The organism is Noviherbaspirillum sp. L7-7A (assembly GCF_019052805.1).
GTDB lineage: Bacteria > Pseudomonadota > Gammaproteobacteria > Burkholderiales > Burkholderiaceae_D > Noviherbaspirillum_A.
Window position 1 is genome coordinate 3037559 of the sequence record NZ_JAHQRJ010000001.1, and the last position, 20050, is coordinate 3057608.

The 20050-nt window shown below is 63.7% G+C and carries 21 protein-coding genes; 13 read left to right on the plus strand and 8 right to left on the minus strand.

All coding sequences use genetic code 11. From position 1 onward, the window contains the following. Positions 1-39 precede the first annotated feature (39 nt). Entirely contained in the window at positions 40-966 is a 927-nt protein-coding gene (locus KTQ42_RS13765; RefSeq protein ID WP_217346014.1) for a manganese catalase family protein, read from the minus strand. 385 nt (positions 967-1351) lie between these two features. Between KTQ42_RS13765 and KTQ42_RS13770 the strand changes: the two genes are divergently transcribed. The 3 genes from KTQ42_RS13770 (at position 1352) to KTQ42_RS13780 (ending at position 4192) form a co-directional block, all read left to right on the plus strand. Continuing rightward, complete coding sequence (locus KTQ42_RS13770) at positions 1352-2560, plus strand: hypothetical protein (RefSeq protein WP_217346015.1); 1209 nt, start codon at positions 1352-1354, stop codon at positions 2558-2560. A 171-nt stretch (positions 2561-2731) separates the two neighbouring features. Next, positions 2732-3685 carry a diguanylate cyclase gene (locus tag KTQ42_RS13775; RefSeq protein WP_217346016.1) on the plus strand — a complete coding sequence of 318 codons (954 nt, stop codon included), beginning with the start codon at positions 2732-2734 and terminating at the stop codon, positions 3683-3685. 198 nt (positions 3686-3883) lie between these two features. Beyond that, positions 3884-4192 (plus strand): hypothetical protein, encoded by a 309-nt coding sequence (locus KTQ42_RS13780; protein ID WP_217346017.1) that lies wholly within the window; start codon positions 3884-3886, stop codon positions 4190-4192. 24 nt (positions 4193-4216) lie between these two features. Here KTQ42_RS13780 and KTQ42_RS13785 read toward each other — a convergent pair whose 3' ends face one another. Then, entirely contained in the window at positions 4217-4792 is a 576-nt protein-coding gene (locus KTQ42_RS13785) for a hypothetical protein (protein ID WP_249222760.1), read from the minus strand. 179 nt (positions 4793-4971) lie between these two features. Between KTQ42_RS13785 and KTQ42_RS13790 the strand changes: the two genes are divergently transcribed. After that, on the plus strand, positions 4972-5826 hold the full coding sequence (locus tag KTQ42_RS13790) for an alpha/beta hydrolase (RefSeq protein WP_217346018.1): 855 nt from the start codon (positions 4972-4974) through the stop codon (positions 5824-5826). A 6-nt stretch (positions 5827-5832) separates the two neighbouring features. Continuing rightward, on the plus strand, positions 5833-6471 hold the full coding sequence (locus KTQ42_RS13795) for a YbhB/YbcL family Raf kinase inhibitor-like protein (RefSeq protein ID WP_217346019.1): 639 nt from the start codon (positions 5833-5835) through the stop codon (positions 6469-6471). A 12-nt stretch (positions 6472-6483) separates the two neighbouring features. On the opposite strand, the gene KTQ42_RS13800 is transcribed toward KTQ42_RS13795, so the two are convergent. Continuing rightward, complete coding sequence (locus tag KTQ42_RS13800; protein ID WP_217346020.1) at positions 6484-7140, minus strand: DsbA family oxidoreductase; 657 nt, start codon at positions 7138-7140, stop codon at positions 6484-6486. A 145-nt stretch (positions 7141-7285) separates the two neighbouring features. Between KTQ42_RS13800 and KTQ42_RS13805 the strand changes: the two genes are divergently transcribed. The 4 genes from KTQ42_RS13805 to KTQ42_RS13820 all read left to right on the plus strand — a co-directional run bounded on the left by KTQ42_RS13805 (position 7286) and on the right by KTQ42_RS13820 (position 11104). Then, on the plus strand, positions 7286-9019 hold the full coding sequence (locus KTQ42_RS13805; protein WP_249222761.1) for an ATP-dependent DNA helicase RecQ: 1734 nt from the start codon (positions 7286-7288) through the stop codon (positions 9017-9019). After that, positions 9016-9255, plus strand: a complete 240-nt coding sequence (locus KTQ42_RS13810; protein ID WP_217346021.1) for a hypothetical protein — start codon at positions 9016-9018, stop codon at positions 9253-9255. Before KTQ42_RS13805 ends, KTQ42_RS13810 begins: the two co-directional genes overlap by 4 nt. Positions 9256-10059: 804 nt before the next feature. Continuing rightward, complete coding sequence (locus tag KTQ42_RS13815; protein ID WP_217346022.1) at positions 10060-10578, plus strand: DUF6328 family protein; 519 nt, start codon at positions 10060-10062, stop codon at positions 10576-10578. Between the two features lie 19 nt (positions 10579-10597). Beyond that, entirely contained in the window at positions 10598-11104 is a 507-nt protein-coding gene (locus KTQ42_RS13820) for a CinA family protein (protein ID WP_217346023.1), read from the plus strand. Between the two features lie 35 nt (positions 11105-11139). Here the strand turns inward: KTQ42_RS13820 and KTQ42_RS13825 are convergent, their stop codons facing one another. Beyond that, positions 11140-11340, minus strand: coding sequence for a hypothetical protein (locus tag KTQ42_RS13825; RefSeq protein WP_217346024.1), 201 nt, complete (start codon positions 11338-11340; stop codon positions 11140-11142). Positions 11341-11531: 191 nt separating this feature from the next. Between KTQ42_RS13825 and KTQ42_RS13830 the strand changes: the two genes are divergently transcribed. From KTQ42_RS13830 to KTQ42_RS13840, 3 genes are read left to right on the plus strand one after another with little or no spacing between them, the layout of a single operon-like run. Continuing rightward, on the plus strand, positions 11532-11924 hold the full coding sequence (locus tag KTQ42_RS13830) for a PAS domain-containing protein (RefSeq protein WP_217346025.1): 393 nt from the start codon (positions 11532-11534) through the stop codon (positions 11922-11924). A 12-nt stretch (positions 11925-11936) separates the two neighbouring features. Then, a complete protein-coding gene (locus KTQ42_RS13835) occupies positions 11937-13256 on the plus strand; it encodes a sensor domain-containing diguanylate cyclase (RefSeq protein WP_217346026.1) in 1320 nt (439 codons plus the stop codon). After that, a complete protein-coding gene (locus KTQ42_RS13840; RefSeq protein ID WP_217346027.1) occupies positions 13253-14995 on the plus strand; it encodes an EAL domain-containing protein in 1743 nt (580 codons plus the stop codon). Before KTQ42_RS13835 ends, KTQ42_RS13840 begins: the two co-directional genes overlap by 4 nt. A 53-nt stretch (positions 14996-15048) precedes the next feature. Here the strand turns inward: KTQ42_RS13840 and KTQ42_RS13845 are convergent, their stop codons facing one another. Next, positions 15049-15528, minus strand: coding sequence for a prepilin-type N-terminal cleavage/methylation domain-containing protein (locus KTQ42_RS13845; RefSeq protein WP_217346028.1), 480 nt, complete (start codon positions 15526-15528; stop codon positions 15049-15051). A gap of 342 nt (positions 15529-15870) precedes the next feature. Between KTQ42_RS13845 and KTQ42_RS13850 the strand changes: the two genes are divergently transcribed. Continuing rightward, positions 15871-16410, plus strand: coding sequence for an SEL1-like repeat protein (locus KTQ42_RS13850; protein WP_217346029.1), 540 nt, complete (start codon positions 15871-15873; stop codon positions 16408-16410). Positions 16411-16446: 36 nt separating this feature from the next. Here KTQ42_RS13850 and KTQ42_RS13855 read toward each other — a convergent pair whose 3' ends face one another. From KTQ42_RS13855 to KTQ42_RS13865, 3 genes are all read right to left on the minus strand, one after another. Then, entirely contained in the window at positions 16447-16707 is a 261-nt protein-coding gene (locus KTQ42_RS13855; RefSeq protein ID WP_217346030.1) for a hypothetical protein, read from the minus strand. 131 nt (positions 16708-16838) lie between these two features. Beyond that, positions 16839-17156: a hypothetical protein gene (locus tag KTQ42_RS13860; RefSeq protein ID WP_217346031.1), complete on the minus strand. Its 318-nt coding sequence runs from the start codon at positions 17154-17156 to the stop codon at positions 16839-16841. A gap of 159 nt (positions 17157-17315) precedes the next feature. Next, positions 17316-19844: a transglycosylase domain-containing protein gene (locus tag KTQ42_RS13865; RefSeq protein WP_349292147.1), complete on the minus strand. Its 2529-nt coding sequence runs from the start codon at positions 19842-19844 to the stop codon at positions 17316-17318. Positions 19845-20050: the final 206 nt, after the last annotated feature.

Here is a 20050-nt window from a genome sequence, read left to right on the forward strand (position 1 = left end):
ACCACCATTGGCGACGGCGGCAAATGCATCAGCAGGCCGTCATGAAGCGGCTGGCTTGGCCGGCGCGCCATCGGCGACGGTACCGCTGCCGCCTTCCTTGCCGGGCTTGAGCTCGGCGCCGGTGACCGGGTCGCTGTTGGGATCGGACGCGGTGCGCATGGCCATCTTCTCCACCACTGCCACTTCCGGCGTGGTCAGCTGAACGCTGCCCTCGCCGCTGCCGCCGTCCACCGCCATCTGCTGCTCGCGGTCGGAGACGAACTGCCATTGCTCGCCCTGGTTCCACGGACCGCGCTTCTCGGGTTCGCCCTGCGACATGTTGAAATAGACATTGGTGAAGCGCGCATCGCCCGGCAGCTTGCCCGGCGGGAAGTTGGTCTCCATCGAGTACAGCGCCTTCTCGAAGGATTTCTGGTGGGCGATCTCGCGTGTCATCAGGAAGCCCAGCGCTTCCTTTACGCCCGGATCGTCGGTCAGGTTGATGAGGCGTTCATAGACGATCTTGGCGCGCGCCTCGGCGGCGATATTGGAGCGCAGGTCGGCGGTGGGCTCGCCGATGGTGTCGATATAGGCAGCCGTCCAAGGCACGCCAGCCGAGTTCACCAGCGGCGGGCCGCCGCCGTACAGCACCTGGGTCAGGTGGCTGTCATTGCCGGCGCCGGTGATGGAACGATAAATTTCCGCCTCTGACTCGACGCCTTCGGCCAGCCTGCCCTTGGCGCCCTTGTTGAGCATCGCAACGATGGTGCCGATGACTTCCAGGTGGCTCAATTCCTCGGTCGCGATATCGAACAGCATGTCCTTGCGGCCCGGATCGTCTTCGCCCAGCGCCTGGGTGAAGTAGCGGCATGCGGCCGCCAGTTCGCCCTGTGGACCGCCGAACTGTTCCAGCATCAGATTGGCCAGGCCCGGATTGGACTCGCTGACCCTTACCGTGTACTGCAAACGCTTGTTATGAGCAAACATCGGATCCTCCAGTCGGAATTCATGAAAGGAATGACATGTCGGCAACAAAGCTCTTTTCAACTTCCCGACAAGCGAAAAGCCAGCTTAGGCAGCATTGGCGGCAGGCTGTATAGGACGCCTTCTCAAGCGCGTGTAGGACAATGCTGAACACGAACAGATTTCGATGCGATTGACGAACATCAGAGCAAAAGCCACTATCTGCGGCAAGGTGCTTAATTTTGAGAAATAATTGTTATTTCTGAAAAAGTACTGCGTAGCAACAAATCCCGGCGCACCGTTCATCCCTACAATTCGTTGTCGTTTCGATACGCATTGCGCAGTCAGGCTTGAAGGACGGACCGGAACACCTTCCGGTTCATGGACAGAATTTGAACAAAGGACAGTCATGGAGCATGCAGGCGCCAGGACCCTGGATCACTGGTACGCGAATCGCGAATTACCCTTTCCGACCAACTTGCGCAGGCTGGCGGTCATCGCCCCGGACACCTCGCCCGGGCTGGCCGCGCTGCGCCAGCGTCTGAGCCTGCGTGCCACCCATCCGCTGCGCTGCGACCACTATGCCGCCGGCTTCAATCAGGCTGGCAGCGCTTCCCTGGAGCAGGCGTTCGAACAGATCCGCCTGCAGCATGGCATCGAGCCTTACGACCTGGTCCTGCTGCTCGACGGCAGCGCCGACGCATTGGGCATTGCCGAGTCCAATGGCGTCATTCCCGGCCAGGTCAGCCGCACGCCGGCGCCGGTCTGGACCGCCATCGGCGAGGACGATGCCAATACCGAACTGGGCGATGTGGCTAACCGCGTGTTTTCCAGCGTGTCGGCGCTGATCGAGGCGCTGCCGCTGGCGGTGACAGCACAACCGGACATCGCGCGGTCGTCAACGGCTGCCAACGACAACGCTACCGCCAGGCAGCCGGCGGCCGAGGCCAACACGCCAAACGTGATGCACCTGCCAGTGCTTGCCAACACTGGCCCGGCCATGCCGGCGACAGCCACAGGCACCCATCCGCTGGTCCTGTGCGCGGCCGGCGCGGTGATCCTGGCCAGCTTCACCGCCATTGCGGCCATGCTGGGATGGTTGCCGAATCAAAAACAGGTTGCGGTCGCCACACCGACGCACGCCGTTGCCGTCACCGCGCCAACGCCGGCGGCCACGCCGGTCGCGCTGCCGGCATCGCCAGGTCCGGCACCGGGCACGGCGCCAGCGCCGGCGCTCGCCGTGCCTTCAGAGCCGGCGCCCGAACCGGCTGCAGCGCCGGCCAGTCCGCAAACCCGTGGCAATGACGAGCCGGACGGCGCGCCGCTGGGCGCGGTGGCAGCGCTCGGCGCGGCCGGGCTGGCCGCAGCGCCTCGCAAAGTGGAAAGTTCTCCCGCAACAAAACCCAGGCGGCCGGCGCGGCGCACGACGCGTCCGGCGCCGGCACAGGAAGCGCCGCGCCAGGTCGGCAGCAATGAGGTGCCGGTCGTGGAATTCGTCGGTACCAAGACCCGTGAACAGGTGATTGCCGAAATGATGCAGGCCCGGCGCGCCGCCGCCCGGCAGGCAGCCCGTGGCGGCCCGATGACCGTCCCGGACAGCCGCATATTGCCCAATTGATTCCAATCAATGGTGACGCAAAGAAACCAAGAACTTTTTCTATGGAAACATGTCTCAGTTGTTCGCATGCATCGATATGCGAGCTAACGCACCGATCAGAGTGCAAACAGGAGGCAGAATTCCGGTTTTTTCGGCGCTTGCGCCTCTTACCCCTATCTTAAAGAAGACAGCATGATTCCTGCAGACGAGATCCATAAAGCGAAAATTCTCGTAGTGGACGACTGCGAGGATAACCTCTTCATGCAGATCGAAATCCTCAAGATGGCCGGCTACAGCCAGATTTCCTCGTGCAAGAATTCAAGCGAAGTGCTGGCGTTGCACGTGGCCCATGCCTATGACCTGATCCTGCTGGACATGCACATGCCAGGCATGAACGGGCTGGAAGTCATGGCCAGGCTGCGGGAAGTGGAGAAGGACTCCTACCTGCCGGTACTGGCAATCACCGGCGACCGTGGCTTCAAGATCGCTGCGCTGGAAGCCGGCGCCCGCGATTTCCTGACCAAGCCGTATGACATGACCGAATTCCAGATGCGGGTGCGCAATATGCTCGAAGTGCGCCTGCTCTACAAGACCGTGGCGGAACAGGGCCGCATGCAAAAGGAAATGGCGCTGCATGATGCGCTGACCGCCCTGCCCAACCGGCGCCTGCTGGTGGACCGTATCGAAAAGGCGATGCAGCATGCCAGCCGCGGCCACAACATGATGGCGGCGATGTACATGGACCTCGACGGCTTCAAGGCCGTCAATGACACCCACGGCCACCAGACCGGCGACGAATTGCTGAAAATGGTGGCCGACCGCCTGCTGCGCGCGACCCGCAAGGAAGACACGGTGGCGCGCCTGGGCGGCGATGAATTCGTGGTGGTGCTGTCCGATATCGCCCATGTCGACGACGTGGTGCGCCCGGCGTCCAAGGTGCTGCGCTTCCTGTCCACGCCGTTCGAGATCGGCGAACTGACCGTCAAGGTCAGCGCCAGCATCGGCATCGCCTTCTACCCGGGCGACGGCAACGACGTCGAGGAATTGCTGGCGCGCGCCGACAAGGCGCTGTATGACGCCAAGCGGGCCGGCAAGAACCGGTATCACTTCAGCGATCTGCCCATGTTGCTGGGCGCGGTGATGTAAGCGCTGCCCGGTTGCAGGTATATGCCTCCAAACTGATTCGAAGCTGCACGATGCTTTCACGCAATGTGAAAGATAGTGGTTTTTCGCATAAAGTTGGTAGAACAAAGCCGTTAAATTTCCCAAAAGAAATATTGTGTCATACAATGCGTTATCGGCCGCAACCAAACGTTGCCACCTGCTTCAACGGAGTTTCACGCCATGCATCGCCCCCTGCTGTTTCTCGCCCTGCTGCTGCCGGCACTGTGCGGCCACGCCAGTTGCCGGGTTGCGCCATCGGCCAGCGATACCATCTCGCTGGTGGTGGGCGAAGGCGGCTGCCTTGGCAGCGCCGCGCAGCGGCAGGTTTTTGCGGAGGAATTGAAGTCGGCCGTGCAGGCGATGGAAGGCGGACGCCGGCCGGGCCTGCAACGCAAGTCCACGGCCGACCAGCTGAACGGTTTTGGGGACCTGCGGCGCCAGGCGGAGCATCTCAGTCCGCCGGCGCCGGTGTACTACGGTCAGCGCTGAAGCGTCGCGCACCGAGCGCGCCGCTCACAGGGCGATGCTGAAGAACAGCAGCAGCACATCGCCATTGCCCTTGTGCTGCGATAGCCGCGGCACATAGGACGCGCGCAGCTTGATGTCGCGGCTGCCCAGGGACATGATGGGCAGCACCATCGGAAACGGAATGCCGTGGAAGTAGTCGGCACGGCTCATCAGCATGGCGGTGAACCCCCCACCCACTTCCAGGCCCGGGCCCAGCGGCTGTATCCATTCATGGCCGTAGCCCGCCATCAGCTGCGGCTTGCGGTGTGAATCCGACAGGCCAAGCGCGTACACCATCTCGTCGTTGCCCCTGTCATTGCGCACGCGCCGCCCGATGCCTATGCCCCAGGCCTGTTCATTGAGTTCGGCCAGGCGTTCCCGCGTATAGGTATTGCGGCCATGATGGGCATAGCCGGACAGGTAAAGATCGGTTGCGCCCTGGTCCGCGATCGTTTCGAGCCTGTCGCCAGCCTCGCGCCACCAGTCGGGCGCGGCATGCGCATGTGGCGCAAGCAGAATGGCGCCGGCCAGCATGGCGGCGCGCGGGAACCGTGGGCGCCATGCCTTCCATTGCATGCGCATCGTCGCTCCAGTCATCGATTGCGCCAAAGCATGCCACTCCGATGCACCGGCGTGAAGCGCCTGCCGCAGCGATACGCGCCTTCGTTGTCTGCTGTCAAAGCGTTGCCAGAACTTCATCTGTCCACTCCACTCTATTTGATGATCGGACGATGAGTAGCATTTCTAACGGGAAAAGTTCTATGAGCACAATCGAAGTCGGCCAAGGCACGGAAAACCAGGCAGTGAAACTGTTTTACCAGGATATCGGCCATGGCCAGCCAGTGGTGTTGATCCATGGCTGGCCGGTCAGCCATGCCATGTGGGAACACCAGATGCTGGAGTTGCCGGCGCACGGCCTGCGCGTGATCGCCTATGACCGGCGCGGCTTCGGCAACTCGTCCAAGCCGTGGGAAGGCTATGACTACGACACCTTCGCCGACGACCTGAAGGCCCTGCTGGACCAGCTCGACCTGCAGGACGTGGTGCTGGTGGGCTTTTCGATGGGCGGCGGCGAAGTGGCGCGCTACATGGCGCGCCATGGCGGCGCAAGGGTGAAGAAGGTTGCCTTCATCAGCGCTGTCACGCCCTTCATGCGCAAGACCGCGGACAACCCGGACGGCGTCGATGACAGCGTGTTCCAGCAAATGATAGCCGGGCTGAAGAAGGACAGGCCGGACTTCCTGACCACCTTCGGCAAGCATTTCTTCAATGTCGGCATGCTGCGCCATCCGGTCAGCGACGCCACCCTGGAATGGACCCGCAGCCTGGCGCTGCCGGCCTCGCCCAAGGCCACGATCGACTGCGTGCGCGCCTTTTCCGGCACCGACTTCCGGGAAGACCTGAAGTCGATCGCGGTGCCGGTGCTGATCGTGCACGGCGACGCCGACCAGACGGTGCCGATCAAGGCCAGCGGCGCGCTGACCGCGAAAGCCCTGCCCGGCGCGCAGTACAAGGCGTATGACGGCGCGCCGCATGGCCTGTACATCACCCACAAGGATGACCTCAACCGCGACCTGGTGTCCTTCATCAAGGGCGATGCCAAACCCCGACCATGACGCGCCATGCTTGAAAAACTGCCTCAGGCGCTGGGCCATGCCCTGCGCAACCAGCGCGCCGGACTCGACCAGATCGCCTTCAACCTCGTCAGCGTCGGCGGCGGCACCGCGGCGATCCAGGTGCGCAGCCTGGCCTTTGCCGACCATGCGCCGATACCGGCGCTGTACACCGCCGACGGCGCCGGCATCTCGCCGCCGGTCGAGTGGACCGGGGTGCCGCCGGGCACCGCCTCGGTACTCCTGATCGTCGAGGATGCCGACGCGCCGACGCCGCATCCGCTGGTGCATGCCATCGTGGTCGACCTGCCGCCGCAGGATGGCGCGCTGCCCGAGGATGCATTGAAGAGCAGCCACAGCGAAGGCCTGGGCTATCACACCGGCCGCAATTCCTATCTGCAGGCCTCGTGGCTGCCGCCCGACCCGCCGCCGGGACATGGCGTGCACCGCTATGCCTTCCAGGTATTCGCGCTGGAACAGGCGCCCGACTTCGGCGGCACGCCCGGCCGCGAGGCGGTGCTGGAGGCGCTGCGCAGCCACGGCATCGCCAGCGGCTGCCTGATCGGCACCTATCTGCGGCCGGACGGTACGATCCCGGTCGAGGAAGCGGCGCCGGCGGCGGTCAACATCGACCAGCCGCTGGCCTGATGCCTGGCCGGCTCAGCCGCCGGCGGCGATCTGCCGCAGCGCCTGTGCAAACACCTGCGCCGGCTGGCCGCCGGAAATCAGGTGGCGGTCGTTGATGATCACCGCCGGCACCGAGTGAATGCCCGCATCCAGGTACATGCGCTCGCGCTCGCGCACCTCGGCGGCATACGCGTCCGAGCCGAGGATGGCCGCGGCGCGGTCGCGGTCCAGGCCCACCGACTCCACCGCCGCCAGCAGCACCGCATGGTCGCCCGGGCTTTCGCCGCGCGTGAAATAGGCCTCGAACAGCGCATGCTTGAGCTCTCGCTGCCTGCCCTGCCCTTCCTCCTCCTCGGCCCAGTGCAGCAGGCGATGCGCATCGAAGGTGTTGTAGATGCGGCTGCGCTTGCCTTCGCCGAAGATAAAGCCGACCTCCTCGCCGCGGCGCCGGATCTGCTCGCGGTTGGCCGCCATCTGCTCCTTCGATGCGCCGTATTTCTGCGCGATGTGCTCATCGATATCCTGGCCTTCGGCCGGCATCTGCGGATTGAGTTCGAAGGGCTGGAAGTGCAGGTCGGCGCTGATCTCGCCCTGCACCTCGGCCAGCGCCTGCTCCAGCGCATTGAGCCCGATGGCGCACCACGGGCAGGAAATATCGGAAACGAAGTCGATCTTCATTGCGGCTGGCATGGCATTCCTCGCAGGTTTTCGTGAAAGCTGGCATATGCATCCATGCGCGGGATATTCAAGTCGCCGGTGATTCTACGCAACGGCCTGCGCGCTTGGCGGGGACAGAATGAACGGGTCCTTCCATCGATAGCCCTTCAGCCACTTCATGAATGCTCCCACCAGTCCGGCCAAGCTGCGCCGCCGCGCCACCGACATGTTCACCCCCATCCTGCGCAAGACCTTCGGCATCGATCGCCTGCGGCCGGGTCAGCGCGATGTGATCGACAGCGTCCTGTCCGGCGCGGACACATTCGCCCTGATGCCCACCGGCGCCGGCAAGTCGCTGTGCTACCAGTTGCCGGCCCTGCAGCTGCGCGGCCTGGTGCTGGTGGTCTCGCCGCTGATCTCGCTGATGCGCGACCAGCTCGCCAAGCTCGACGAGATGGGCATACCGGCGGTGCAGGTCAACAGTTCGCTCAACCGGGAAGAGGAAGGCGCGGCGCTGGAAGCGATTGCGCAGGGCAGCTGCCGCATCGTGTTCGCCACGCCCGAGCGCCTGACCCAGCAGGAGTTCATCGCGCTGCTGCGGCGGCAGAAGATCGCGCTGTTCGTGGTCGACGAGGCGCATTGCGTGTCGCAATGGGGCCATGACTTCCGCCCCGCCTATCTCGACCTCGCCGCCGCCATCCGCGCGCTCGGCAAGCCGCCGGTGCTGGCCCTGACCGCCACCGCCACCGAGGAAGCCATCGCCGACATCGTCAAGCAGCTCGGCCTGTCGCGGCCGCGCATCATCAACACCGGCATCTACCGCAAGAACCTGCGCTACAGCGTCACCCAGGTCACCAGCGACACCGAGAAGCTGTCGCAGCTGCTGGAGACAGCCGTGCAGCAGCCGGGCCCGGGCATCATCTATACCGCCACCGTGGCCGCGGTTGAAGCGCTGCATGCCGCGCTGGCCGAGCGCGGCGAGAGCGTCACGCTCTACCACGGCCGGCTCGGCGCAAGGGAAAGGCAGGCCAATCAGGACCAGTTCATGCAGGGCGAGAAGCGGCTGATGGTGGCCACCAATGCCTTCGGCATGGGCATCGACAAGGCGGACATCCGCTTCATCATCCATTACCAGATGCCGGCCAACCTGGAAGCCTATTACCAGGAGTCGGGCCGCGCCGGGCGCGACGGCGAGCATGCCGAATGCATCCTGCTGTTCCAGTTCAAGGACAAGCGGGTGCAGCAGTTCTTCCTGGCGCGCGACTATCCCGACGGCGACGACGTGCAGCATGTCTATGCCGCCGCCGCCACCCTGGCCGAGCAGGGGCCAACGCCCTTTGCCGACCTGTCCGCGGCGCTGCCGTCGATGTCGGCGGCGCGGGTGCGGGTAGCGCTGAAGCTGCTGAAGGAAGCCGGCCTGCTGGCGCAGGACAAGCAGCTGCGCATCTGCGCCGGCAGGAAGGCGGCCGCGGCCGACAGTTTCGACATCCTGGCCGGCGCCTATGCCGACAAGGCCGAACGCGACCGCGAGGCGCTGGAGCAGATGGTGTCCTATGCACAGAGCGGCACCTGCCGCTGGCAACTGCTGCTGCAATATTTCGGCGAGGCAGAAGACACAGTCGAGCCCTGCAATACCTGCGACAATTGCCAGCGTACCCGGCAGCTCGAAGCCAGCATCCCGGCCCCGGTGGAGGTGGCGCCGCCAGCGGCCGTCGCGCCGGCGCCGCTGTTTTCGGTTGGCAGCCGCGTAAGGGTGCCGCGCCACGAGGAGGGCGAGGTGATCGCCATTGCGGGTGACATGGTGACCATCGCGTTCGGCGACGGCAGTGAAAACAAGACTTTCCTGGCCAGCTACGTGCAACCCAGCGATGCCGTGCCCGGCCAGCAGACCGAACAAAGGGGAATAGCATGAGCAAGGAGCAGTCCAGGCGCCATGACGACGATGACACCTCGATGTGGATCGTCTACGAGGAGCCGCCCGCCTTTCCCAACCAGTACGTGGCGCGGCGCTATCGCAGCTATGTCGAGACCGGTGAATTCGTAGTGGGCGACACCTTGAACGATGTGCGCGCCAAGCTGCCGCCCGGCCTGATGCGCCTAGAGCGCAGCAGCCAGGACGACCCGATGGTGCGCGAGTCCTGGATCTGAGTCGGGAGCGTGCAGGTCGTGGACAGTGGCGCCGTATCGAAAGCTTTTGTGGTTGCCATTTAAATTCCGTTGAGGCGTCGTGACGGCGATTCCGGAAGCGGAAAATGCGCGGCATCTTTCGTTTGGTGGAATACCTCGAAGGGGCATTCCACTGATGGTAAATCACGGAAATCGAGCGATAAGACCGCCCCAGTTTGCGAAAGCGGTGCAATGCCCTTCGGGCATTGCACCCTATGAAACCGGTAGCGTTTGAAGTACGCGCAGCGACAGTTGCCGTTGCGTTTGCTTTTGACGTGGCAGGTCAAGTCCCCGTTGAGCGCGCCGTGCCGGCGATGCCTGAAGCGGATAAGGTGCGGCGTCTGTCTGAGCGAAACGCAGTGTAGCGAGTTTAGCCGCGCCCCGCTTCAGGCGTCGACGGCACGGGGACCCCGCGCAGCGGGGCGCGATCACCGGGTCGCCTTTTTTGCCCCTCTTTTTTGGCGAAGCAAAAAAGAGGGTCGCCTGCCGGGGCGAACTCCCGGCCTGGTCATGATGCAAGGACATGCGTATTGGGTCATCAGGCGTGAAGGCGTCACCGCGAAGCAGCAGTTGCTCTTAAAGCGAGCGATTCAAAACGACCTCACTACCGTCAAAACAAGTTGACGAAATGCGCCTTTAAACCAATTACCCCCCTGCGACACACCTTCCCTGCCTCATACCCCGCCCACACGGCCGCCACCAACCGCGCTGGCAGCCCGAAAGCCCCAGCCATCCCCATTACGTCGACGCAAACCCACCCCAAAAAATCGTATGTAAAATTTTTTCATGTTCGATTTGACAAGCCGACAGCAACACAACCCAACCAGCGCCAGGCCCCGCAACGACAGCCAGCCCGAAACGCTGAAGGAAGAACTGAGCAATATCCTTGAGGAATGCCGGATACTGCTGCCCGGCATGCAGGCCCTGTTCGGCTTCCAGACCATTGCCGTCTTCAACGAGCGCTTCGAGCACCTGCACGGGCCAAGCCCGGTGGCCCATCTGCTGTCGCTGGCCATGGTGGCCGTGGCGATTGCGCTGGGCATGGCGCCTGCCGCCTTTCATCGCATTGCCGAACCGGGGCGGGTATCGCGCCGGCTGATTACCCTGTCTTCCCGCTGCATCTGCGCCGCGCTGTTCATGCTGATGCTGGCCTTCGCCCTTGAAATGTTCGTTGTATTCAGCCTGGCCACTGGCGAGCAGCCCTTCAGCATATCGGTCGCCGCGCTGGTCTTCCTCATCACCGGCGCCGCCTGGTTCCTGCTGCCCTTTCTCATCCGCCGGCGCTGGCGGCGTCCCTCCCCATAAACAGAATGGAAACTCCTCCATGGATCAACAACTGCAGAGCGTCTTGCGCTATCTCGAAGACAACAAGCTCAAGCTGGTCACCGCCGAATCCTGCACCGCCGGCATGATTGCCTCAACCCTGGCCGACGCGCCGGGCAGCGGGCAATGGCTGGAATGCGCCTTCGTCACCTACTCGGAGGAAGCCAAGATGCGCTGCCTGGGTGTGAAGCAGGAGACCATCGAACGCTACAACCTCACCAGCGAGGAAGTGGCGCGCGAAATGGCCGAGGGCGCGCTGGCCTGCACCCGCGCCAATGTCGCCATTTCCGACACCGGCGTCGCCGGCCCCGGCCCCGGCGAGGGCGGCATCGCACCCGGCACCATCTGCTTTGCCTGGTCGTTCGAGCACAAGGGCAAGGTTGCCACCTTCACCGAGACCCGGCGCTTCGAGGGCGACCGCAACGAAGTCCGCAAGGCCGGCACCGGCTATGCGTTGAAGCGCATCTGGCATTACCACAATGAAGCACAGGGCGCGAATGCCGCATAGGACGCTGGTCCCATCGGCCGGCGCCGCGCCGGCGGTCAGCGCTTCTGCTCGATACGCCTGAATTCCGCGTCCGAATCCGGCACGCCCTCGATCATCTGCTGCAAGGCGCGAGCGTCATTGAGCGCCTCGTCGCCGCTTTCCTCCGGCCGGTCGCGATCGGCTTCCTCCTGGCCAGGCTGTCTGCTCTGGTCATTGCCGGCGCGCTGCGCGCCGGGCTTTCCGGTTTCCATTCCCATTCCGTTCTCCTCGATGATGTTGTGCCGCCATGGTTGGACCGGTCCGCGCCGCCATCATTCTGCAAGCGGTTTATGCATGATCAATGAGGGCAATTGATTGATTGCCTGATGGAAATAAAATGTGGTATAAGTATATTTCTACGAAGAAATTTTCTCGATTTCCCAGTTTACCGGCTCAGCCCTATTTCTCCATGACCCAGCTAGCACAATACGCTTTCGCCCAGCCCGAACTGCTTCCCATCCTGACATCCGCATCGCCGGAGTTGCTGGACAGCCTGGACTTCGGGCTGATCGGTTTCGACGCCGACGGCATGGTCCGTCAGTACAACGCTTTCGAGTCGCGCGCTGCCGGCCTGTCGCCGCAGCGGGTGCTCGGCCAGTCCCTGTTCACCCATGTCGCGCCCTGCATGAACAATTTCATGGTGGCCCAGCGCTTCGAGGATGCCGCCGGCGCCGGCAGCGCGCTGGATGACACCATCGACTATGTACTGACCCTGCGCATGCGGCCCGTGAAGGTCAAGCTGCGCCTGCTGTCAGCCCCGGCGCAGGCCATGCGCTATGTGCTGATCCAGCGCGCGCTGTAGGCAAGGCCCGGCGTGGAAAACCTGGAAAGCGAATACGAGGCGCTGCTGCAGTTCCTGTACCTGGCGCCGGTGGGCATCGTCCAGACCGCACTGGACGGATCGATTGCCATGATCAATCCGCTGTCGGCGCAATTGCTGATGCCCCTGTCGCGCGACGGCAGCCTGGACAACCTGTTCGACGCGCTCGAACAGGTGGCGCCGGAACTGCGCAACATGGTAAGCCAGTTCCCGCAGCCGCACGGCACGGTCTGCGACAGCCTGCGGGTGCAGCTTTCGGCCGGCATTCCCGGCAAGAAGGATGCGCGCATGCTGTCGCTGACGGTGCTGAAACTGGACGACAGCCGCATGATGGCCGTCATCAGCGACATTACCCAGGCGGTGCGGCGGGAACGCCAGCTGAAGCAGAGCGAGGCCTGGTTCAGCGCGGTGCTGACCGGCATTACCGATTACGCGCTGATGTCGCTCGATCCGAGTGGCCGCGTCGAATCCTGGAACCAGAGCATTGCCCGGGTCACCGGCTACAGCGAGCGCGCCGTGATCGGCCGCCAGATTTCACTGTTCCATCCGTCCGGCGCCATCACCAGCGACCGCATCGCCGACCGCCTGGTGGAAGCCGATGCCAACGGCTGGAGCCTGGACAATGGCTGGTGCATGCGTGCCGACGGCAGCCGCTTCTGGGGCAACACCATGATCGCGCCGCTGTCGCGCGATGACGACCTGCCCGAGGAAGAGCGCGGCTATGCGCTGATCATCCGCGACATCACCGACAAGCGCGAAGCAGGCGACAGCGTGCTGCGCGCCAGCGCCTGCGACTACCTGACCGGCATCGCCAACCGCCGCACCTTCTTCGAGGCGGCCGAACTGGAGCTGGAGCGCTGGCGCCGCTTTCCGCGGCCGCTGTCGGTGGTGGCCATCGATGCCGACTTCTTCAAGCAGATCAACGACACCTGGGGCCATCCGGCGGGCGACGAGGTGCTGCGCAACCTGGCGCAGACGCTGTCGGCCACGGTGCGGGAAATCGATGTGGTGGCGCGCCTGGGCGGCGAGGAATTCGCGGCGCTCCTGCCCTCCACCGACCTCGAGGGCGCATTCAAGCTGGCCGAGCGCTTTCGCACCGCGGTCGAAAGCCAGCGGGTGATGGTGGGCAGCCAGGAAATCCGCTACACCGTCAGCGTCGGGGTGGCCAGCATGGACAGCCAGATCAGCGGCATGGACCAGTTGCTGAAACTGGCCGACAGCGCGCTTTACGCCGCCAAGAAGGCCGGCCGCAACCAGGTCTGGCCCAGGCGCTCGGACCATGTGCTGGCAGGGCCGGAAGTTGGCGCTGCATGACGCCTGAGCCGGAGCAGCCTGGCATGCCGCAGGCCGAGGGCAATGCGGCTCGCCTGCTGGAACTGCGGCTGCTCCAGCGCTCGGTGGAGGCCAGCGCCAATGCCATGGTCATTACCAGCGCGGCCGGGCCGGATTTCGTCATCGAATATGTGAATCCGGCATTCGAGCGCATCACCGGCTTCAGCGCGGCCGAATCGCTTGGCCGCAATTGCAAGTTCCTGCAGGCCGGCGACGACGAGCAGGAAGGCCTGGTGGAAATCCGGCGGGCGCTGCGCGAGCAACGCGCCGGCAATGCCGTGCTGCGCAATTACCGCAAGGACGGCACGCCATTCTGGAACCATCTCTACATTGCCCCCGTGACCGATGCGCAGGGCACGGTCACCCATTTCGTCGCTTCCCAGTACGACGTCACCGAAACCCGCAGCGTGCAGGAAGCGCTGCACCACCTGGCTACGCATGATCCGCTGACCGGCCTGCCGAACCGTACGCTGCTGCATGACCGGCTGCAACGCATGATGGCCGCCGCACAGCGCCACAACAGCCAGATCTGGGTAGTGTTCCTGGACCTGGACCGCTTCAAGTTCTTCAACGACAGCCTGGGCCACAAGGCTGGCGACACCTTCCTGAAGACCGTGGCCGAACGGCTGCAGCATGTGCTGCGCCAGACCGATACCGTGGCCCGCCTTGGCGGCGATGAATTCGTGCTGCTGTTGAGCGAACAGCCTGGCACCCGGCTCAATTTCGTGCTGCTGGACCGCATTGCCCATGCAATCGGCCAGGGCATCACGTTCGAACAGAAGGAATTCTTCCTCGGCTGCAGCATGGGCGTGGCCGCCTACCCGGCCGACGGCGTCAATGCCAATGCGCTGATCGAGCGGGCCGACCTGGCGATGTTCCAGGCCAAGGAGCGCGGCCGCGGCAATTACCAGTTCTATACCGCCGACATGAATGCCCGCGCGCTGGAACGGCTGCGCATCGATAATGCGCTGCGCACGGCGCTGGAGCGCGGTGAAATGCTGCTGCAATACCAGCCGCAGCTCGATCTCGAAAGCGGCCGCGTGGTCGGCATGGAAGCGCTGCTGCGCTGGCACCATCCGGACATGGGCCTGGTGCCGCCGGACCGCTTCATTGCGGTGGCGGAAGAGACCGGGCTGATCGTGCCGATCGGCGACTGGGTGCTGCGCACGGCCTGCCGCCAGGTGCGCGCGCTGCACGACGCGGGCTTTGCGCAGATGCGGGTGGCAGTCAATCTCTCGGCCCGGCAGTTCGGCCACAGGGAACTGCTGGCCAGCATCGAGGCGGCGCTGTCCGAAGCCGGCATTGCGCCGCGCTTCCTGGAAATCGAGCTGACCGAAAGCCTGATCATGAAGGATGTGGACCAGGCGATCCGCATCCTCAACGACCTGAAGTGCCTGGGCGTGACGCTGTCGATCGACGACTTCGGCACCGGCTATTCCAGCCTGGCCTACCTGAAACGCTTCCCGCTCGACATCCTGAAGATCGACCGCTCCTTCGTGGCCGACGTCAATGCCGACCCTGACGACGCGGCCATCGTCGCGTCCATCATTTCACTGGCGCACAACCTGCGCCTGAAGGTCATCGCGGAAGGCGTGGAAACCGGCGAGCAGCTGGCCTACCTGCGCCAGCTGGGCTGCGATCAGATGCAGGGGTATTACTTCAGCAAGCCGGTGGCGTTTGACGGGATTGAGCTGCTGATGCGGTCGGGGCGGGGGTTGTAGGGAAGGATTGGTCGGATGCACGCCGCTGGAGCGGGCATCCGGGAAGAACTGGATTACTTGCAGAGATTCTTACCGATACAGGTACCGCCGACGCTCCAGGTCACCTTTCCAGCGGCATAGTTTGGATTCAATATATAAGTCTCACCCTTAAGGCCCTCGCCTGTAATAGCAGTAGCTGTAATGACGCCGTTAGTGGTGTTCAGGCTCGTGACGTATTTGGAAAGATTAGCGGGCGTTGCTGAAGCATTGGAAGAAGTGCCGGAACTGCCCGACGAAGGCGGAAAATTTTCCGGAATCTGGTTTGTACCCGCATTGCAGCCGGTCAAGGTATCCAGATCCTGGGCGCAAATTTCCACGCCGATCTTCGCTGCCGACGTTGCAAGCACTACCTCAGTGAATTTGGCTCTTTTCGTATAGTCCTGATAAGCCGGCAGCGCCACCGCGGCCAGGATGCCAATAATGGCTACAACGATCATCAGTTCGATCAGGGTAAAGCCGCTTGCGCGGCCGCGCGGGTAAGGTTGTTTGATCATGATTGCTCCATGCGGGTTGGACGGAGCCGGCAGAGAAGAGAAATGTACCGGCGCAACACAAGAGCAAAGCGGATGCCATCAGAAATTAATCCATTGACGATCGTGTGTTCGTTTAATGATTCTTTTTGGAAAGTGACAGTTGTCTACAGCTGTTCATGACCGTCGTGACCGGGCTCCACGGGCAATTATCGCCATGGCCATCAGCTGACTGATGAAGCGCCGCGTCCTTATGGCTCTCCTCGCCTGGCCGACGTTGCTGACCCTGCCAATCTCTGGAACCGCCCGCGCATCCTGGTGACCACAAGCCGGTTCAAGGCAATCCACCCATGAAAGGCCACCTCCATGCGCACCGTCAGCCTGTCGACCGCGATGACCCTGAGCGACTTAAGCGAGAGCACCTTCCGGCGCAGGATTAGGCGCGGGGAAATCCGGCTGCTGCCGCTGCCCGGTCCGGGCGGCCGTGAAGGCATCGCCATCGATCCGGATGCGGCCTATATGAATGCGGCCATTGCGATTGACCACTGGGAACTGGTGAAGGCTGCCGACCGGGGCGACGCCACGGCCCAGACAGAACTGGCGCTGATTCTGCAGCAGCACCGCAAATTCAGGGCAGCGGTCTACTGGCTGCGGCTTGCCGCAAAGAGGAATGACAGCCATGCGCTGCACTGGCTGGCGCGCTGCCATCTGGAAGGCAAGGGGGTGGCGAGAAACGAGGACAAGGGCATCATGCTGCTGGCCCGCTCCGCATTGCTGGGGAACGTGATTTCAGCACACCAGCTGGCTGCCCTGCGCCATGGCTTCGTCCAGCATTATTCCACGCAGGCTTCAACCGAACCACGCATGGACGGAACAAGGCGCCCGGCTTTCCCGCCCGGCGCCTGAAGTTGCCCTGGATGTTGGCCTCGCGGCCAGCACAGCTTATTGCGCCCTTGCCGGCACGCTGCTGTTAGTCGACTGGCGGGCCTGCGCCTGGGTCTGGGTCTTTTCCGCGTCCTTCTTGTTGGCGCGATGCCGGCCAACCGCGCAACCGGCCGCAGCACCCAGCACGCCGTGACTGCCGGCCACATGGCCAGCCACGCCGCCGACGGCGGCACCCTTGAGACAACCCTTGGCCGAGGCAGCGCCGGACAGGCCGGCAAGCGAGGCAAACAGGCATACGGCGATCAGCTTGGCTTTCATCACATCTCCTTCAAATCAGCATGGACAGGGCCAGGGCGCTCGTCCCTGGCTGGTAAGAATCATCATGCCGATTTGATTCAATGCTGGCGGTGCGCTGCCCAACATAGCCGCCGCGCTGCCTGAAAAACGTCTCAGGTCTTTGCCGGCTTGGGCTTGCCCTGCGCATCGCTCAGGCGATATTTGGTGCGACGGTCGCCCATCAGTTCACGCAGTTCGCGGATGTCCATGTTCGACACTTCATGCATGCGGATCAGCATCGAAGCGCCGACCGGCAGGCGGCGATGGCGGATCTTGCTGATCACCGGCGGCGCCACTTCGAGCGCGCGCGACAGCGCCGCATCATTTTTCAGGTTGAGCCGCTCGATCAGGGAGTCCAGCAGATTGTCGGGGTTGTAGGTCACTTGCGAGGTCAGTTCATGCGCTTGCTGCGGTTCCTGGGGCTGGTCCATTTGGTCTCTCTCCAACGCGGTTGATCGGGCGCCGCTTCGGCACACCGGATAATGCCAATTTGACATGAAAAAAACTTGGTCGAGAATATCACTTTGTCAACGAAATTTGAAAGAGTTTGCCTGAGCAAATTTCACCAGGTTCTGACCAAATCGGTGTTTTCAGCGAATCGAGTCGGTATCCGAACCAGAAGCCGTATCCCCGCCGCCCGATGTTCCCGCGCTGCCGACCGGCTGCCGGTCGCCATAATCCACCGCGCTGCGCGCCGCCATCCGGGCACCGCTGACCGGATCGCGCCCCATGCCGCTCATCACGCCGCTCAATTCCTCCTCGGTCTTTGCCGCCGCCATGCTGTCAGCCTGGGCGGCTGACTCCCTGTCGCCGATCCAGATGCCGCCGCCGGCATAACGGCGCACCACGATACCGGCCATGGTGGTGGCAGGCGGTGGCGGTGGTGTGGCCGGACGCTGGCTGTCGGCGCTGATGATTTCGCCCTGGGCATCCATGCCGTAGGGCAGCGGCGCCGATACCATCACCGGCGGACGCTCCGGACGCGGGAAGGACGCCTTCGCATCCAGCTTGCCGGCCTGCATCGCTTCCCGGAAGAAGTCGCCCACCAGCAGCAGCGCATTGTGGCCGCCCTGCCCCCAGTAGTCGCTGCGCATGGTGACGCGGGCATCGTTGAAGCCGACCCAGGCGCCCATCACCAGCGCCGGATGCATCAGCATGAACCAGCCATCGGTATTGTTCTGCGTGGTGCCGGTCTTGCCGGCGATATCGGCGCTCACCTTGAACTGGGTCTTCATCGCAGTGCCGGTGCCGCGGCTGATCACGCCGCGCATCATGTCGATCAGTTCGACGGCGGTATGCTCGCTGATCACCCGTACCGGGGCGCGGCTGAATTCGGCCAGCACCCGGCCATTGCGATCAGTGATGCGACGAACGAAGATTGGCTCCTGATACAGGCCGCCGCGGGCAATGGTGCCGTAGGAAGCCGCCATTTCCAGCAGCGTTACCGGGCTGGTGCCCAGCGCCAGCGATGGCACCGCGTCGAGCTTGCTGCGGCGTACGCCGGCGGCCTGGGCCAGGTCGACAATCTGCCTGACGCCGACATCCTGCATCACCTGCGCGGTGATCGTGTTCTTGGAATACACCAGGCCGTCGCGCAGGCTCATCATGCGGCCGCTGGCGCCGCCCATGTCGCCAGGGCGCCAGACGCGGCCGTCGCCAAGCCGGATCTCCACCGGGCCATCGGCATACATGCGCTCCGGCGCCAGGCCGGCTTCCAGCGCCGCGCCATAGACAAAGGGCTTGAAGGTGGAGCCGGGCTGGCGTTCCGCCTGCGCCACATGGTCATACTGGTCGCGCTGGAAGTCGCGGCTGCCGACCCAGGCCCGGACCTCGCCGCTGTCCGGGTCCAGCGCCACGAAGCCGGCTTCGAGCCGGGTCTTGGCCTGCTGCAGCCGGTTGATGAAGTCCGGATCGCGCCTGAGCCTCTTCAGCACCGCGGCCTCGCCCTCGGCGGCCACGGCGCGCCGGAATTCCGGCGTCTCGCGCAGGAAGGCGTCGAGCAGGTCGGCGCGCTCGGTCCAGAAATGTTTGAACGGGACTACCTTGCCCTGCAATTTTTCATAGGCGGCGGGCGTCTTGGACAGCAGCTTGCCGGACGGCTGGCTCCATTCCACGTCGGCCACGGCCTGCAGCACCTGCGCCTGGCGTTCCACCGCCTGCGCCGCCATGGCCTGCAGCTTCGGATCCAGCGTGGTCTGGATCACCAGGCCGTCGGCGCCGAGGTCATGGTGATTGCGGTCGGCCCAGTCCACCAGCCACTTGCGCACGTATTCGGTGAAATGGGTGGCGCTGCCGGTCGGCTCGGCCTGGCGCTGGAAGCGCAGCTGCAGCGGCAGGCCGCCGAGCTGGTCGACGTCGGCCTGCGCCAGATTGCCGCCGCGCACCATCTGCGCCAGCACCACGTTGCGGCGCGCCTTCGCCCGTTCCGGGTTCACGACCGGATTGTAGTAATGGGTACCCTTGAGCATGCCCACCAGGGTGGCCGCCTCGACCGGCGCGAGTTCGGTGGCGGGCTTGGCGAAATAGGTGCGCGCAGCCATCTCGATGCCGTAGACGTTGTACAGGAAGGGCACGGTATTGAGATAGGTCTCAAGGATCTGATCCTTGCTGTAGCGCTGCTCGATGCGCACGGCGGTGATGATTTCCCGCAGCTTGCGGCTGACGGTGCGGGCGCGACCGATTTCTTCCGGGTGCAGGTTGCGCACGAGTTGCTGGGTAATCGTGGAGCCGCCCTGGGTCTCGCCATTGGCGGTATGCAGCGCCGCCGACAGCGTGCGCCTGATATCGAAGCCGCGATGTTCGTAGAAGCGCCGGTCCTCGGTGTCGATCAGGGCATGGATCACGTGCGGCGACATCTTTTCCAGCAGCAGCCATTCCCGCTGCACATTGCGCAGGGTGGTCAGTTCGCTGCCATCGGCCGCCAGAACCACGCTGGGCTGCATCGCGCGCACGGTCTGCAGACGGTCCACCTCGGGCGTTTCCTGGATGGTCACATACACCAGCCCTGCCAGCAGCAGCGCCACGGCAATGCCGGCAACCGTCATGACCTTGATGGCATGCCAGCCCATGCCGGCAATCGACCACATCCAGCCACGACGCTGGCTTGTGCGCTTGTCCACGGAAATTCCCCAAAAACTTGATCAGATGCAAGTTTGACAAGGTTTTAAGAAAGGAGTTTTGCGTCGGTCGTGGCGGTCGGGTTTGTGGACGATCGTTTTCACGCTTCTTTGCGCGAAGTCGTATTGGCTTAATACGGGGAAATATTGCGCTCGACAACGCGGCCGGAGGCTGTAAGGAAGGAATTGCCACAGAGGCAACACCAAGG